Raw genomic sequence first — 14257 nt, forward strand, 5'->3', positions numbered from 1 at the left:
GACGGCGGCAATGGCTGCGTCGAGCCGAGCTTCGAGACGATTGCCAACGGGACGTACATCCCGCTGTCGCGACCGCTGTTCATCTACGTGCGGAAGGAAGCAGCGGAGCGTCCGGAGGTGCAGGCGTTCGTCAACTACTACCTGAGCCCTGAATTCACGCCGCTGATCCAGACGCCGCAGGTCGGGTATGTGGCGCTGTCGGACGAGCTGTACAAAGCGATTGCCAAGCGCTTTAATGACCGGAAGCTGGGCACGTTAGTGAAAGAGGGTGAAGAAGTTGGCTTGACCCTCGAACGCTATCTGAGCAAATAAACAGTCTACCGTGCAGGATGAGCAAGATACGTTCTTGCTCATCCTGTCGCTCTATGGTAGGCTAAAAAGGGTATTGTGCTATCGTAGAGGAGAAGTATCGTGGCTGTTACTGACCTGCGTCGGCAACCAAACTTACCACGCGTGATTTTTGAGCGTACAATTCAAGGACTGCTCCTATTCGCCGCAACAGTTTCAATCCTCACTACAGCCGGTATCGTTTTCTCTCTATTTTTTGAAACGGTCGCTTTCTTTAGTGAAGTATCGATTATTGAATTCTTAACCGAAACTGAATGGACACCGCTCTTCTCAATTAAGAAGTACGGTATTTGGCCCCTTGTTTCAGCAACTGTCCTTACCTCGGCGATTGCCATGCTAGTTGCAGTACCGCTCGGTCTGATTGCTGCCATCTTCCTAAGCGAATTTGCATCTGATAATATCCGTCGTACAGTCAAACCATTACTCGAGATTTTGGCCGGAATCCCAACGGTTGTCTACGGCTATTTTGCGTTGACTGTTGTTACACCTTTTCTCAAGAACTTTATTCCTACGCTGAGCATCTTCAATTCGCTAAGCGCTGGTCTCGTCATGGGCGTTATGCTCATTCCATTTGTAGCGTCCCTCAGCGAGGACTCCCTCTCAGCAGTGCCAAACTCTCTGCGCGAAGCGGCGTATGGTCTTGGCTCGACGCGCTTCGAAGTAGCGACGAAAGTAGTTGCACCGGCAGCGATTTCTGGTATTGTGGCCTCGATTGTGCTAGCATTCTCGCGTGCAGTCGGTGAGACGATGATTGTCGCGATTGCGGCCGGTCAGAATCCGCGGCTGACCTTTGATCCAACCGTGCCGGTCATGACAATGACCTCGTACATCGTACAGGTGAGCTTGGGTGATACGCCATACGGTTCGCTGAGCTACTACACGCTCTATGCGGTTGGTTTTACGCTCTTCGTTTTCACCTTTATCCTCAACATCTTCAGTTATTGGATGGTGCGTAAGTTCCGGGAGGTTTACGATTAATGTCTGCCCAAGAACAGATAACAGTCACATCACGAACACGTGAACAGATTAATGAACAGAACGAAGCACAGCTTCGATGGCGTCATTTCAAAGGCCGTATTCTCGTTGTGCTAGGATGGCTTAGTATTCTGTTTGGGTTAGGCGTCCTTGTTGTGTTAATCCTCGATGTTATCGACAAGGCAACAGGTATTTTTAGCGGTGGAACCAACTGGTTGCGGTGGGAGTTCTTCAACAACTTTGACTCACGTTTTGCCGATCGTGCAGGTGCAAAAGCAGCGATCGCTGGTACGCTCTACACTATCTCACTCACTATCTTGTTCTCATTTCCGCTTGGCGTTGCAGCGGCGATTTACCTCGAAGAGTATGCGCGTGACAACTGGTTCTCGCGGATTGTTGAGATTAACATCAGCAATCTCGCCGCAGTGCCGTCAATTATCTACGGTCTCCTTGGCTTGCAGGTCTTTGCCCGCTGGCTGTTTCTTGGCCGGAGTATTCTGACCGGTGCATTAACCTTAGCGCTCCTTGTGATGCCGATCATTATTGTTGCATCGCGGGAATCGATCCGTGCTGTCCCATTAAGCTTACGGCAGGCAAGCTATGCCCTCGGTGCGACCCGCTGGCAGACGGTGTGGAATGTTGTGCTGCCGCAGTCGATTGGTGGTATCCTCACCGGAAGCATTTTGGCGGTTTCACGTGCGATTGGCGAGACGGCGCCATTGATTACCATTGGTGCGCTTACCTTCGTTCCATTCTTGCCCCGTAACTTGCTCGATATCTTTACCGTGCTGCCGATCCAGATTTTTAACTGGACGTCACGACCGCAGGATGATTTTCGTTCATTGGCAGCGGCTGGTATCCTTGTTCTGTTGACGATTTTGTTAACTATCAACGCACTGGCGATCTATCTTCGCAATCGTTATCAGAAGCGTTACTAAAGGCACACCGATGACAACTCAAGATTTGGAACGCGATAATCCCAATGCAATTGAAGCGCACAACTTGAGCGTGTACTATGGCTCATTTCGTGCGGTTAAGGATGTTAATCTCGTGATCGAGAAAAACCGGATCACGGCGCTGATTGGGCCTTCAGGTTGTGGTAAGAGTACTGTGTTGCGGTCATTCAACCGGATGAATGACTTGGTGCCATCGGCGCGGGTAGAGGGTCAAGTCCTCTTCCACGGCGAAAATATCTATGCGCCGGGGGTTGATCCGGTGAATGTTCGTCGTCGGATCGGGATGGTTTTTCAGAAGCCAAATCCCTTCCCGAAGAGCATTTACGAGAACGTGGCTTACGGCCCGCGGATCAATGGCTGGAAGCTCTCGAAGAGTGAGATGGATGAACTCGTGGAGCGTTCGTTGCGTGGCGCAGCCCTGTGGGATGAGGTGAAGGACAAGCTCAATCAGAACGGCTTGTCGCTGTCGGGCGGCCAGCAGCAGCGGCTCTGCATTGCCCGCGCTCTCGCCGTCGAGCCGGAAGTGATTTTGATGGACGAGCCATGTTCGGCGCTTGACCCAATCTCAACACTCAAGATCGAGGAGTTGATGTTTGAACTGCGCCAACGTTACACGATCATTATCGTGACCCATAATATGCAGCAGGCCTCGCGCGCCTCTGACTATACCGCCTTCTTCCTTATGGATAGCGATCGCGCTGGCCAGCTTATTGAGTATGGCCCTACCTCGCAAATCTTCCAAAACCCGAAAGACGAGCGAACTGAACAGTACATTTCGGGTCGGTTCGGTTAATCGACAACGAATAGGGAGCGAATAGATGAATGGGGAAGTCTCATCGCTGGAAGGTCATAACTTTCCGGCGATGAGTCTTCTTTATTGGTGGAGTGTTGCGGCGGGATCATGTCTGCCTTGCTGATGTCATTGTGCGGTGTGACCTTTACGTCATTGTGAGGGCGCGGCGTGCCCGAGGCAATCTCTTGCTCAGGCGGCAAGCATGCCTGAGCGGGTTCAGTCCGCGCTCGGAGGCAATTGCTTCGCCGTCTGACGGTGGCGCGCACGGACAGGAGGCAATACCGTGCTGGCTACGCTACAGGCAGGGATGCGTTCAGCAACGGAGTTGGTCTATGCAACGCACAGTTTTACGCTCGGTGATATAAATCGGTGCGTATGCTCTCTCCGATCTGCTCTTCATGCTTGAAAAACCCGAAGACTCTAATGCGCCGTGCTAGTTTCGGTGGGCGACCCAGTCGTTGCCCGGCGATGCGCAGGCGGTGCAGGAAGCCTTGACAGCAACCAGTCCAGTATTGTGGCGCATGAGGTTTCGGCGAGCGGTTTGGGTAAAGTGTGCGTGACGAGCCGCGGTACGGTGAAGGGATTTGGGGGCAAGTCAGAGCGAAGTGGCGTGATGTTGGACGTTGCCGATTTGACTGATCGAGCAACCTTAGGCAATTGGCTCAGCCTTGTCAGGAACACCATTGATGGCGTGCCTCATCTTGTCCACAGGACATCGATACATATCACGTTCCGGTCGCCCAATGCAATGGTGGATTGCGTAATTGATTTGCGCCCGGTAGCGCAAGCCTCTCGTGAAAGCACACAAGGCGAACCATTGTTCATCTAGTTTTAGCCATGCCCGCTGCCTTGATGGTTTGCGCGGCACTAGCCTATCGGCTATAATAAGCAAAAGCGCAGAGGCCAGCGTCCCTGCCGGACACTGGCCTCTCCTAATGGATATCGAACCGCACATTAGCGCGTCTTGGCCAGTGTGCGCATACAGCGGGTGCAGATCCGCACCTGCACCGGCTGGCCGCCGGGTGCCATCAACGTCGTCTTCTGAATATTGGGCCGCCAGATCCGGTTAGTCCGGCGCTTCGAGAAGCTGACATTGTGACCAAACGAAGGTTTTTTGCCGCAGAGTTCACATTTTGCCATAGGACTACGCTCCGAAACGTACATCTCTTTAATAGTCACACTTTGCGAGACTATACCATATTGTATTCGCTTTGGCAAACCGCTCCGTACCATAGGGCAGACCATGGCACTGATGAAAGTCATTACTGACGGCGCGAGCGACATCCCGTTTGAGGTAGCGCGTGATCTTGAGATCGAAGTTGTGCCGCTCTTGGCGCAGATCGACGATCGGTTGTATCGGATTGGGATTGATATTAGCGAAGATCAGGTTTACGATCTGCTCTTCAATGGCCATGACCGGGTTGAGATTATCAAACCGTCGGCGACGGTCTTCGAGCAGCTTTACCGTAGTCTGCTGGGGCGCTATGACTATGTATACTCGATCCACCTCAGTCATCGTCTCGGATCCATCCTGAGCGAGGCGCAGACCGCCTGCGCGCGGTTGCCGGCCTCGAATACGCGCATTGAGGTGATTGATAGTAAGTTAGCTGGGATGGGGCAAGGATCGGTCGCCATTGCCGCCGCCCGCGCCATTCGTGATGGCATGCCTCCGGCTGCGGTAAGCGACTTGATCGGGCAGACCATCCGTCATACCCATACTGCTTTTTTCGTCGATACGATGGAATATCTCGAGCAAAGCGGGATCTTGACGTTTAGCGGCTCGCTTATCGGCTCGATGCAGCGGATCAAGCCGCTCATGATCCTCGATGAAGGTGAGATTGTGCCTTACGAGCGCACGCGGACTCGCGCCAAGGCGATCGAGGGTCTCTTTACCTTTGTCGAAGATTTTCCGCATGTTGAAGATGTGATCATTCATTACGCCACCACGCCGGAAGATGTCGAGAAGTTACTCGAGAAGCTCGATCCGATTTTCCCGCGTGATCGGGTCCAGGTGTCGCGTATGGGGCCGGCGATTGCGGCCCGGCTTGGCCCCGGCGCAATGGCGGTGACGGTGTTTGAAGGCTTCGATGAGGCATGACCGAGGTTGAGCGACAGCAGGTGACGGCGCTCGGCAAAGTATTGGCCGCCGAGCGTCGTGATGGGTGTGCCGATCGGGTGACCGATGACGGTTTGTTGGCGTTTCTCCGTCACTGGTCGGCTGTCGCCGGCAGTGCCGCGCGTTTGCCGGCGGTGCAACGCGCGATCGGGTGGTTGGTGGGGTACGACGGCATGACGTTTGCCGAACGCGATCAAGCGTTGGCAGCGGCGATCGAAGAATTGCGGTCGCTCTTCCGGTCTGCCCACAATCCACCGGAATCCGCTCAGGCGCCAGAACCGGCACCGCCCACGCCCCGCCGCGCGGCAACGCGGCACGTACGCAATCGGGCGGCGCAGGTGCCGAAGCATCCGCTGGCTGAGCTTGATCTCGATGCGCAGCTCGAACAGGTTGCTGGCCTCGATTGGCGGTTGGTGGGTGGATTTCGTCGGCTTGGTGTGGTGACCATTCGCGATCTGCTGTATCACTTCCCGCGCCGTTATGACGATGTAAGAGGTCGCCGTTCGATTAGCGAATTGCAGGTCGGGGCTGAGGAGACAGTAATCGGTGAGGTGACCGATGTGCGCACGATCGGCGCCGGCCCCAAGGTGCGGGTGCGGGTCGAGGTAAGCGATGAGACCGGCTCGATTGAGGCGATCTTTTTCAATCAACGCTGGATTGCCCAGCAGATCAAGGTCGGCCAGACAATTGCTCTGAGCGGGAAGGTGACGGTGTTCGGCGGGAAGCGCCAGTTTAGCAGCCCGCGCTGGGAACGTTATACGCCTGATCCAGACGCCCTCTTGCATACCGGTCGCTTGGTGCCGATCCACCCGTTAACGCAAGGTCTGCATGAAAATCAGGCTCGTCGCTTTATCAAGCAGGTGATCGACGCGATGGCGCCGCGCGTTCCAGATCATCTGCCGCCATACCGTCGTGAACAGGCACAACTCTTACCGCTTGGCGAGGCGCTTGCCCAAATCCACTTTCCCGATAATCACGAGAAACTTGCTGCTGCGCGCCGCCGGCTTGGCTTTGATGAGTTTCTCTTCATTCAGATTGGCGTCTTGCAGCGCAAGCGGCTCTGGCAGCAAGAAATGGGGTTGCCGTTCGTGATTGATACGCAGGTGCATGCTGAGTTGCAGCGTCTATTACCGTTCCAACTAACGACTGCTCAGCAGCGGGCTATCGGCGAGATTTTTGCCGATATGCAGCGACCATCGCCAATGGCGCGCCTGTTGCAAGGTGACGTCGGCAGCGGCAAGACGGTGGTAGCGGCGGCGGCGTTGCTGCAAGCAATCGTCAATGGTTTCCAAGGCGCACTGATGGCTCCCACCGAGATTTTGGCTGAACAGCATGCCAAAAATCTCAAACAGTTGCTCAGTCGGGTGCGGGTGCCGCGCAAGGCGGCAGCAACCACGCCTGCCGAGACGTACCAACAAGCTGATTGGCGGGCCTTGCTCGATCCTGATGAGGCGGCCAAGCTGGCTGAAATCGTGACGATTTTGGGCATGACCCCCGAAGAAGATATGGAGGGGCAGGGGGTGAGGGTAGCATTGCTCACCGGCAGTTTGAGCACGCGTGAGCGGCGACGGGTGCTGGAAGGGGTTGCGCGTGGCGAGATCGATCTGGTGGTTGGTACCCATGCGTTGATTACCGAGACGGTGCAGTTTGCCAATTTGGGCTTGGTGGTGGTTGATGAACAGCACCGCTTCGGTGTCGAACAGCGATTGCGCCTGAAGAACAAAGGCTGTAACCCGCACATGCTGGTGATGACCGCCACCCCTATCCCGCGTACATTGACTCTGACCATCTACGGTGATCTCGACGTTTCGGTGCTTGATGAGCGTCCACCCGGTCGGCAAGAGATCCGCACGCGCCGGATCAGCCGCTCTGAACGCGAGAAAGCCTATCGCCACATCCGCAAGCAGGTGGCCGAGGGGCGGCAGGTGTATGTGATTTGCCCGCTAGTCGAAGAGAGCGAGAAGCTTGATCTGCCCTCCGCCGAAGAGATGTACGAGCGCTTGCAACACGAGGTCTTTCCCGATTTGCGTGTGGCTTTGCTCCACGGCAAGATGCCGGCCCGTGAAAAAGATGAGGTGATGCGCGCGTTTCGCGATCACCAGTACGATATACTGGTGGCGACGGCAGTGATCGAAGTCGGCATTGATGTCCCTAATGCGACAACGATTGTGATTGAAGGTGCGGAACGGTTTGGTCTGGCACAGTTACACCAATTCCGTGGCCGAGTTGGTCGCGGCAGTCTTCAAAGCTACTGTATTCTGATCAGCGATAGCGACAACCAGCAATCGAAAGAGCGACTGGCCGCGCTTGAGGAGACGAACGACGGCTTCAAGCTGGCTGAGATTGATCTCCAACTGCGCGGGCCGGGCGAATTTTTCGGCACGCGCCAGAGCGGGACGCCCGACCTGAAGATGGCCCAACAGGGCGACACCCGGCTGCTGGCCGAAGCGCGCCGGCTGGCCGAAGCGATTTTGAATGATGATCCTGAGCTGGCGCACCCTGAACATGAACTGTTACGCCAGAAAGTCGATGCCTTCTGGGCCGAGGCATTGCAAGCGGGGTGAGCCGAGTCCTCAGAAGAGGAACGGGGCGACGCGCCGCGTCGCCTTTACCGTATTTTCAGCAGCAACGGAGCTTGCTCATGCAACAACAGACCATCACGTTGCCGCCTGCACTGGGTGAGGCGACTTTATTGGAATGGCTCGTCGCCGTAGGCGACCCGATTACACCCGCCACCCCAGTGGCGCGAGTGCTCACGGCTGACGCCGAGTGGGTGCTGCCGGCGCAATGTGACGGTATCCTCGCCGAACAACTGGTCGCGCCGGGAGCACAGCTAGCTGTCGGCGCAATCCTTGCCCGTTGTGCGCCGCCGCGCCGCCTCCGGGTGACGCCGTTGGCGCGGCGGATGGCAGCGGTTTTGGGTGTTGACCTTGCAACCTTGACCGGCAGCGGGCCGGCTGGCCGGATCGGGCGGGATGATGTGTTGGCGGCGGCTGGCAAGGGCGAAGATTCCTATCATCACCAACCAGTGATAATGACGGCGCCGGCTGAGTTGCTGCCGCCTGAACCTGTTGTGCCTATCGCTGAACCATCCTCGATGCTGGCCGATCAGACGGTGGCAGTCGCGACAGTGATAAAACCGCCATTGGCCATCACCGAACTCATCCCGCTGGCCAGCGCTACCATTGCCGTGAATGTGCAGCCGCTCTTGCGCCGGTGCGCGGCGCAGGCCGCCGAATTCGCCGCGCGCGGTCTGCAAGCCACCCCGCTCGGTGCGTTGATTGCGGCGGCAGCGGCGCTCTTCCCCTTGCACCCCCTGATCAACGCCGTGTGGAGTGATTCGGCTATTATCGTGCGCCATCGCTACCACGTGGCAGCCGGCTTGCTTGATGGGCGCTGGAGTTTAGTCGCTGATGCCGGTGATTTAACCGAACGCGGTATTGCCCGGGCATTGGCGCAAGCGAACAGCGATCTGAGCGGGGCGACCTGTGTGATTGCGGCGACGAACGGCTGGTGGCAGATCGTGCCGCCGTTGTCGGGTACATCGGCGGCGTTGACGCTGAGTGCGGCCCATCCGCAACCGGTGGCGCTTGATGAAAAAACCATGGTGACAGGTTCGATCGCGCATCTCAGTGTGTGGTACGATGCGCGCATCCTTGATCATCCAACCGCGATGGCCTTCTTGCGCGATCTTGGTCGCCGGCTCAGCGTGGAGTAGGGATAGAACGATGCCCTATCTCTGCTATGGTTGCTCCACAACTACAAAAAAACCGCCACAATTTACCGCTACGCTATAGTTGCAGGTGGTATAATCTGTGTGTCGGGCCAGCAAACTGTGATAACCGAAATAAGTCCGAGGGGGTAAGCCATGGCGAGCAAGAAGCAGCGGATCGGCGTGCTCACCAGTGGAGGCGATGCGCCGGGTCTTAACGCCGTCATCCGTGCAGTCGTCAAGTCGGCGTCCAGTCTCGGTTGGGAAGTGCTCGGTATTCACGACGGGTTCGAGGGGCTGTTGGGGACGAAGAGCTATCGTGTGTTGACCAATGCTGACGTGCAAGGATTATTGCCGCGTGGCGGGACGATCCTGCGCACGACGAATAAAGGCCATTTTGGCCCGCGACGCAGCGATGAGTTATCGGAAGAGGATCCGTATGTCCGTGCAGTCAAAGCGATTGAAGAGATGGGATTGCGCGCCTTAATCACGATCGGCGGCGAAGGCACCCAACGAATTGCGCTGGAGCTGCACAAACTGGGTGCACCGGTGATTGGGGTGCCAAAGACGATTGATAACGATCTCGCCGGCACCGATCGTACCTTCGGTTTTGATACCGCGCTGCAAGTGGCGACCGATGCGATTGATCGACTTCACACCACGGCGGCCAGTCATAATCGAGTGATGGTACTTGAAGTCATGGGCCGGCATACCGGTTGGATCGCGTTGCACGCCGGATTGTCGGGTGGGGCCGATGTGATCTTGATTCCGGAAATCCCCTTCTCGATCGAGCGGGTGGCCGAAAAGGTGCATGCGCGCGATGTGCAAGGGAGTGCGTTTAGTATTATCGTAGTTGCGGAAGGCGCCCGCCCGCGTGGCGGTCAAGAGATGTATGTCGCTGAAGGCCGCTTGGGCGGGATCGGGCATTGGGTTGGTGAACAGCTTGAGCATCTGACCGGCAAAGATGTGCGGGTGGTGGTGTTAGGCCATTTGCAGCGCGGCGGCTCACCCTCACCGTATGACCGCTTACTCTCAACGCGCTACGGCGCGGCGGCGGTGCAAGCTGCCGCGCGCGGGATCTATGGCGAGATGGTGGCGCTGCGCGGGCAAGATATTGTGACGGTGCCGCTGGTCGAAGCCTGTGGTTACCTTAATCGGGTGCGCCCGCATAGCGATTTAGTGCTATGCGCGCGGAGTCTGGGAATCGTGTTTGGTGACGAACTCTGATGCCGCCCGCGTTGCCGGCATCAGCACAGAGGTGACGAGGCAATGATCCGCTATGAGATCGCCGCAACGACGGTGACAACTGCACCGCCGGAGCGGGTGTTGGCTGTACTTGACGATTTCAGGAATTGGCCACGTTGGATGCCATCGCTCGAACGGGTGCGGATTGAGTTGCCGGCGGATGACCATCCGCGGCATGGGTATCGTTTTAAACTGCACGGTATGCTCGTGCATGCCGAGATGGAAGTAATCGATTATACGCCGTTGAGCCGGGCGACGCGCTTCCGAATCAGTTTTCCGCCGTTTCAAGGCATCAACCGCTGCCGGTTGGTGCCACTTGAGGATGGCCGTTACCGTATCGAGCGGCTTGACCAATTGGAGTTGCCCGATCTGGTTGCGCACCTGATTGATGCTACTCAGCGCAAACGCTTCGAGAAGCTGGCACTCGAATTTCTGCATGCGTTGCGCCGGGTGGTTGAACAAACGCCAAATGGAACCGTCACACCTCCTTCACCACCTAGCTGACCAGATCGAGCGGGCCGGCTTGAGTGTGCCGGTTGCAATGGTGTTGCAGATCGTGGCCCCGCTCGATGTGGTGTGTAGCCAAGGCGCGCAGGCGCTGGCACCATTCGCCCGCGGTACGCGCTGGGCCGGCGTGATCGATCTGTTGACGACGCCGGCCCATTGGCCTGCACTGCGCGATCTGCTGCAGGAGCGCTTACATAAACAGTTGTGACTGTTTATGTAAGCGCTGTTTGGTCTCTCTCGCTGGTATCCCGCTGTGGGTCATCTGGCATGTGGCAGCAACGCTGCCGCACTCTGTGACTGGCAGCTCAGCATCTTACCCCTAGCGTTCTTTCTACGATTGTGTGTCGTTTTATCGCTTTGTGAAGCTTTTTCTTGCCTCAAACAATTGACAAAGCCGATCTAGTGGGTTACACTCAATAAGAAATTGGCAGCCAAGCTGTAAACGATTGCGTGTTGTCGGAAAAAAAGGAAGCATCTGATGAGCCTGCCGGCAATCTTCTTCATTATTGCGCTTGCCGTGGTCATCGCCCTTGTCTGGCTGCATCACGCGCGCGTCCTCGCTGGCCGGCTGCCGGTACGGCGGCCACTGCCGGCGTTGGATGCCTTACGGGTGGCACTGGCGCGCAGTGCGGAAACGGGCCGGGCAGTACATCTCTCTCCCGGTGCTAGCACGATTGGGGCCGGCGATGGGCAACGGGCCAGTACGGCTGAGTTGCTGGCCGGCTTGAACGTTGTGCGGCAGGCTAGCGAGCAGGCAGCGGCGAGTGGGGCAACGATCGTCGTTAGCTCGGCTGATGCAGTGGCTCATCTAGCGTTGCGGGGCGCTGTCCGCCAGTCGTACCGCGCTGTTGGTCAGCCGCAGGCGTTCGACCCGCGCCAGATCGAGCTTTGGGCGCACGCCGACGCGATGGCGTATGCTGCGGCTGTGGCGGCCCGCTATCATCGTGAACCGTTAGAAGCGAGTTTGCTCGCCGGCGCTTTTGATCAAGAAGTATTGCTAGCGGCAGAGATTGGCGCGCAACAACAGATTCCACAAGTATTGGGTAGCACCCATCCAGCGGCGCTAGGTGTGATGGCGGTGACAACGCCGCACGTGTTGGTGGGCGAAGAGATCTTTGCGGCTGAGGCATATCTGACTGCGGCCCCTGCGCCCCAAGCGCGCTTGCTGACCCACGATACGCTGCGGGCAGCGGTCATCTGGTTGATGGTATTGGCTTTTGGGTACGGTGTGATCCGGTCGTTATTGGGATGGCCATTCTTGCCGGGGTGGTGATTGCATGTCGTCTCCGTTGCGCAATCCGCGCCAACTGATCGCAGTGGTGATCGCCGGTGTCAGCGGGCTGATCGTGCTGCTTGATTTTGTCGGCGCTGGCCCGGCAGTCGCTGCTTTGGCAGCGGTGTTGGTGCAGTGGGCGGCGTTGATTACGGCTATCGCAGTGCTTATCGGCGCGTGGAGTGTGGCGCAGGCGCATATGCGGCGGGTACAGATGCGCACGCCAGAAGCTCGCTATAGCCTTGTGTTGATTGCGGGTATGGTCATCGTGATTGTGGCCGGTATCTTCTATCCGACCCGTACTGCAACCGGATTGGCGTTGCCGGCAACCTTAGCTGCGCCGCCGATCCGCATCGTGTTTCGCTTGATCTATGAACCGCTCGCCGCAAGCTTGCTTGCGCTCCTCGCCTTTTTCGCGTTGAGCGCGATGCTGCGCACGTTGCGCAGTGGCCGCGCTGAAGCAGTGGTTGTGGTTGTTGTGGCGCTGTTGGTGCTGATTATTCAATTGCCGCCATTGACCTTGATCCCAGTGATCGGCCAGACTGTGCAGTGGCTCAATGATTATCTTGTTGCTGCCGGCGCGCGCGGTCTTTTGCTTGGATCAGCGATTGGCGCGCTCGTGGCTGGCGTGCGTCTACTCATTGGCTTTGATATGCCGTATGCCGATCGCTGAGGCGGTCGCGTACCGGCGCTAATGATGCCACTATGGAACATCTACCGCCATGGCTTCGTAATGTGCCCTTACCGCCGCCGCCGGACGACTCCGATGAGACGCCAGCGTGGTTGCGTGGTATTGATCGGATAACTCCGCCATCACCATCGTCTGCTGAGGCGATTCCTGATTGGCTGACTGCACCTGAGCCGGCTGCTCCCGCTGATGTGCCCGATTGGCTGGCTGAGTTGCAAACAGAGGTGAGCGATCCTCTTGCTAGCGCCGAGCCGGCAGCGTGGTTGGCTGATGATGCGCCGGAAGCTCCGCCTGAACGTCCGTCTACCTTCGGCGCTACCGGCTGGCTGCAAGGCCTCAGTGGCGAACCAGCTCCCGCCGCTGAGTCACCGGCTGAACCGCCGCCAACCACGAGTTCGCGGCTGCGCCTGCCCGTTGGCCCCACTGATTGGTTGCGGAGTATTGGCCACGAAGAGGAAGAGGTAGTCGAACCGGCACCAGAATTGGCGCCAGAACCGGCGTCGCTTGATCCCAATACTGGTGTGCCCGAATGGTTGCGCGATTTGAGCGAGGAAGAGATTGCAAAGGCCTTTGCTGAAGCGCCATCGGAGCCGTCAGTGTTGTCGAACGAGCCGGTTGTGGCAGCCGAGCAGCCATCTGAACCGGCGCTCGATGATTGGTTGAATGAATTGGCCGAGATTGCGCCGCCAACCAATCCGCCGGATTGGGGGACAGGCGTAGCCGCGAATGAAGAGACCGTCTTTGCGACCGATGTGCCGGAATGGTCAACGCCGAATCGTTCACCATCCGGTGGTCCGCCAGTGCCAGATTTGCCGGTTTGGTTGCAGAATGTTGCTGGTGATGAGCCGCCGGCTGCTCCCGGCTCGGTGCGCCTTGATCTTCCGTCGTGGCTGCTCGATGAAGATTTTACGTCGCCTCCAACAACGACAACCCCGCCAGTCGCATCGGATGCGCCAACCTTGGTGGCTGACAGCAATGCGGCTCTGCGCAACGTGACCGGCTCTGATGCTGACTTTCCGGCTTGGTTAACTAGTGAAGCTGAGCCGGCGCTGCAACCGGAAGCGTCGGAAGTACCGGAAGCGCAAGAGCCGCCTGATTGGTTGCTGGAAGCGGAGCGGCAGTTGAGTGCCGTTCCGCCAGAGCCAGTATCGCTCGATACGTCGCCAACCGCCGATTCTTTTGGCGAGGTTCCAGCGTGGTTGCGCGAGGCTGACGCTGGTGCTCGCGCTGGGTGGGAAACTGCTGAAGCAGAGGCGGGCGCAGCGCTGGCGTGGTTGCAGGAGGCGGAACCAGAAGAGCGTGCAGCGCCGGCGTGGTTGCAGGAAGCAGAACCGTCTGACCTCGTTGATAGATCGCCTACGACAACATCGAGCGAGATCCCGACGTGGCTGCGCGAGGCTGATGCCAGCGATCTCTCTGCTTGGGAGACGGCAGAGCCAGCCGGGCCGAGTGAGGTACCGGCGTGGTTGCAGACGGCAGAGCCAGCCGCTCCGAGTGAGGTGCCGGGGTGGTTGCAGGCAGAAGAGCCAGCCGCTCCGAGTGAGGTGCCGGCGTGGTTGCAGGCAGAAGAGCCAGCCGGGCCGAGTGAGGTGCCGGGGTGGTTGCAGACGGCAGAGCCAGCCGCTCCGAGTGAGGTACCGGCGT

12 protein-coding genes and 2 pseudogenes are annotated in these 14257 nt (G+C 57.8%); 13 read left to right on the plus strand and 1 reads right to left on the minus strand.

All coding sequences use genetic code 11. The annotated features are described in order from the left end of the window. From Q1A00_RS16475 to pstB, 4 genes and pseudogenes are all read left to right on the plus strand, one after another. Nucleotides 1-312, plus strand: a pseudogene (locus Q1A00_RS16475) (substrate-binding domain-containing protein); the annotation flags it as partial. 99 nt (nt 313-411) lie between these two features. Beyond that, nucleotides 412-1326: a phosphate ABC transporter permease subunit PstC gene (pstC, locus tag Q1A00_RS16480; RefSeq protein ID WP_298406024.1), complete on the plus strand. Its 915-nt coding sequence runs from the start codon at nt 412-414 to the stop codon at nt 1324-1326. Continuing rightward, nucleotides 1326-2261 carry a phosphate ABC transporter permease PstA gene (gene pstA / locus Q1A00_RS16485; protein WP_299757890.1) on the plus strand — a complete coding sequence of 312 codons (936 nt, stop codon included), beginning with the start codon at nt 1326-1328 and terminating at the stop codon, nt 2259-2261. The genes pstC and pstA overlap by 1 nt, the downstream gene beginning before the upstream one ends. A gap of 10 nt (nt 2262-2271) precedes the next feature. Then, a complete protein-coding gene (pstB, locus tag Q1A00_RS16490; RefSeq protein ID WP_299757893.1) occupies nt 2272-3072 on the plus strand; it encodes a phosphate ABC transporter ATP-binding protein PstB in 801 nt (266 codons plus the stop codon). 954 nt (nt 3073-4026) lie between these two features. On the opposite strand, the gene rpmB is transcribed toward pstB, so the two are convergent. Further along, the gene (gene rpmB, locus Q1A00_RS16495) at nt 4027-4212 is read right to left on the minus strand and encodes a 50S ribosomal protein L28 (protein ID WP_298405600.1); all 186 of its coding nucleotides are present in this window, start codon (nt 4210-4212) and stop codon (nt 4027-4029) included. A 103-nt stretch (nt 4213-4315) separates the two neighbouring features. Here rpmB and Q1A00_RS16500 point away from each other — a divergent pair, with 103 nt between their 5' ends. The 9 genes and pseudogenes from Q1A00_RS16500 to Q1A00_RS16540 all read left to right on the plus strand — a co-directional run. Beyond that, a complete protein-coding gene (locus Q1A00_RS16500; RefSeq protein WP_298405602.1) occupies nt 4316-5170 on the plus strand; it encodes a DegV family protein in 855 nt (284 codons plus the stop codon). Next, nucleotides 5167-7752 (plus strand): ATP-dependent DNA helicase RecG, encoded by a 2586-nt coding sequence (gene recG / locus Q1A00_RS16505; protein ID WP_298482668.1) that lies wholly within the window; start codon nt 5167-5169, stop codon nt 7750-7752. Before Q1A00_RS16500 ends, recG begins: the two co-directional genes overlap by 4 nt. Nucleotides 7753-7829: 77 nt before the next feature. Continuing rightward, nucleotides 7830-8906 carry an E3 binding domain-containing protein gene (locus Q1A00_RS16510; RefSeq protein WP_298405607.1) on the plus strand — a complete coding sequence of 359 codons (1077 nt, stop codon included), beginning with the start codon at nt 7830-7832 and terminating at the stop codon, nt 8904-8906. Nucleotides 8907-9056: 150 nt separating this feature from the next. Continuing rightward, a complete protein-coding gene (locus Q1A00_RS16515) occupies nt 9057-10127 on the plus strand; it encodes a 6-phosphofructokinase (protein ID WP_298405610.1) in 1071 nt (356 codons plus the stop codon). 42 nt (nt 10128-10169) lie between these two features. Beyond that, the gene (locus tag Q1A00_RS16520) at nt 10170-10649 is read left to right on the plus strand and encodes an SRPBCC family protein (protein ID WP_298405613.1); all 480 of its coding nucleotides are present in this window, start codon (nt 10170-10172) and stop codon (nt 10647-10649) included. Further along, nucleotides 10615-10860: a hypothetical protein gene (locus Q1A00_RS16525; protein WP_298405616.1), complete on the plus strand. Its 246-nt coding sequence runs from the start codon at nt 10615-10617 to the stop codon at nt 10858-10860. The genes Q1A00_RS16520 and Q1A00_RS16525 overlap by 35 nt, the downstream gene beginning before the upstream one ends. 270 nt (nt 10861-11130) lie before the next feature. Further along, nucleotides 11131-11925 carry a DUF6754 domain-containing protein gene (locus tag Q1A00_RS16530; RefSeq protein ID WP_298405619.1) on the plus strand — a complete coding sequence of 265 codons (795 nt, stop codon included), beginning with the start codon at nt 11131-11133 and terminating at the stop codon, nt 11923-11925. Nucleotides 11926-11929: 4 nt separating this feature from the next. After that, a complete protein-coding gene (locus Q1A00_RS16535; protein WP_298405621.1) occupies nt 11930-12598 on the plus strand; it encodes a hypothetical protein in 669 nt (222 codons plus the stop codon). A gap of 32 nt (nt 12599-12630) precedes the next feature. Next, nucleotides 12631-14257: pseudogene (locus Q1A00_RS16540) on the plus strand (hypothetical protein); the annotation flags it as partial.

The sequence above is a fragment of the uncultured Chloroflexus sp. genome, from assembly GCF_938091255.1.
Lineage (GTDB): Bacteria > Chloroflexota > Chloroflexia > Chloroflexales > Chloroflexaceae > Chloroflexus.

Bases quoted from the DNA above. Each gene is read 5' to 3' on its own strand.
- pstA (WP_299757890.1), top strand. From the start codon at position 1,326: ATGTCTGCCCAAGAACAGATAACAGTCACATCACGAACACGTGAACAG.
- pstB (WP_299757893.1), top strand. From the start codon at position 2,272: ATGACAACTCAAGATTTGGAACGCGATAATCCCAATGCAATTGAAGCG.
- rpmB (WP_298405600.1), bottom strand. From the start codon at position 4,212: ATGGCAAAATGTGAACTCTGCGGCAAAAAACCTTCGTTTGGTCACAAT.
- Q1A00_RS16500 (WP_298405602.1), top strand. From the start codon at position 4,316: ATGGCACTGATGAAAGTCATTACTGACGGCGCGAGCGACATCCCGTTT.
- recG (WP_298482668.1), top strand. From the start codon at position 5,167: ATGACCGAGGTTGAGCGACAGCAGGTGACGGCGCTCGGCAAAGTATTG.
- Q1A00_RS16510 (WP_298405607.1), top strand. From the start codon at position 7,830: ATGCAACAACAGACCATCACGTTGCCGCCTGCACTGGGTGAGGCGACT.
- Q1A00_RS16515 (WP_298405610.1), top strand. From the start codon at position 9,057: ATGGCGAGCAAGAAGCAGCGGATCGGCGTGCTCACCAGTGGAGGCGAT.
- Q1A00_RS16520 (WP_298405613.1), top strand. From the start codon at position 10,170: ATGATCCGCTATGAGATCGCCGCAACGACGGTGACAACTGCACCGCCG.
- Q1A00_RS16525 (WP_298405616.1), top strand. From the start codon at position 10,615: ATGGAACCGTCACACCTCCTTCACCACCTAGCTGACCAGATCGAGCGG.
- Q1A00_RS16530 (WP_298405619.1), top strand. From the start codon at position 11,131: ATGAGCCTGCCGGCAATCTTCTTCATTATTGCGCTTGCCGTGGTCATC.
- Q1A00_RS16535 (WP_298405621.1), top strand. From the start codon at position 11,930: ATGTCGTCTCCGTTGCGCAATCCGCGCCAACTGATCGCAGTGGTGATC.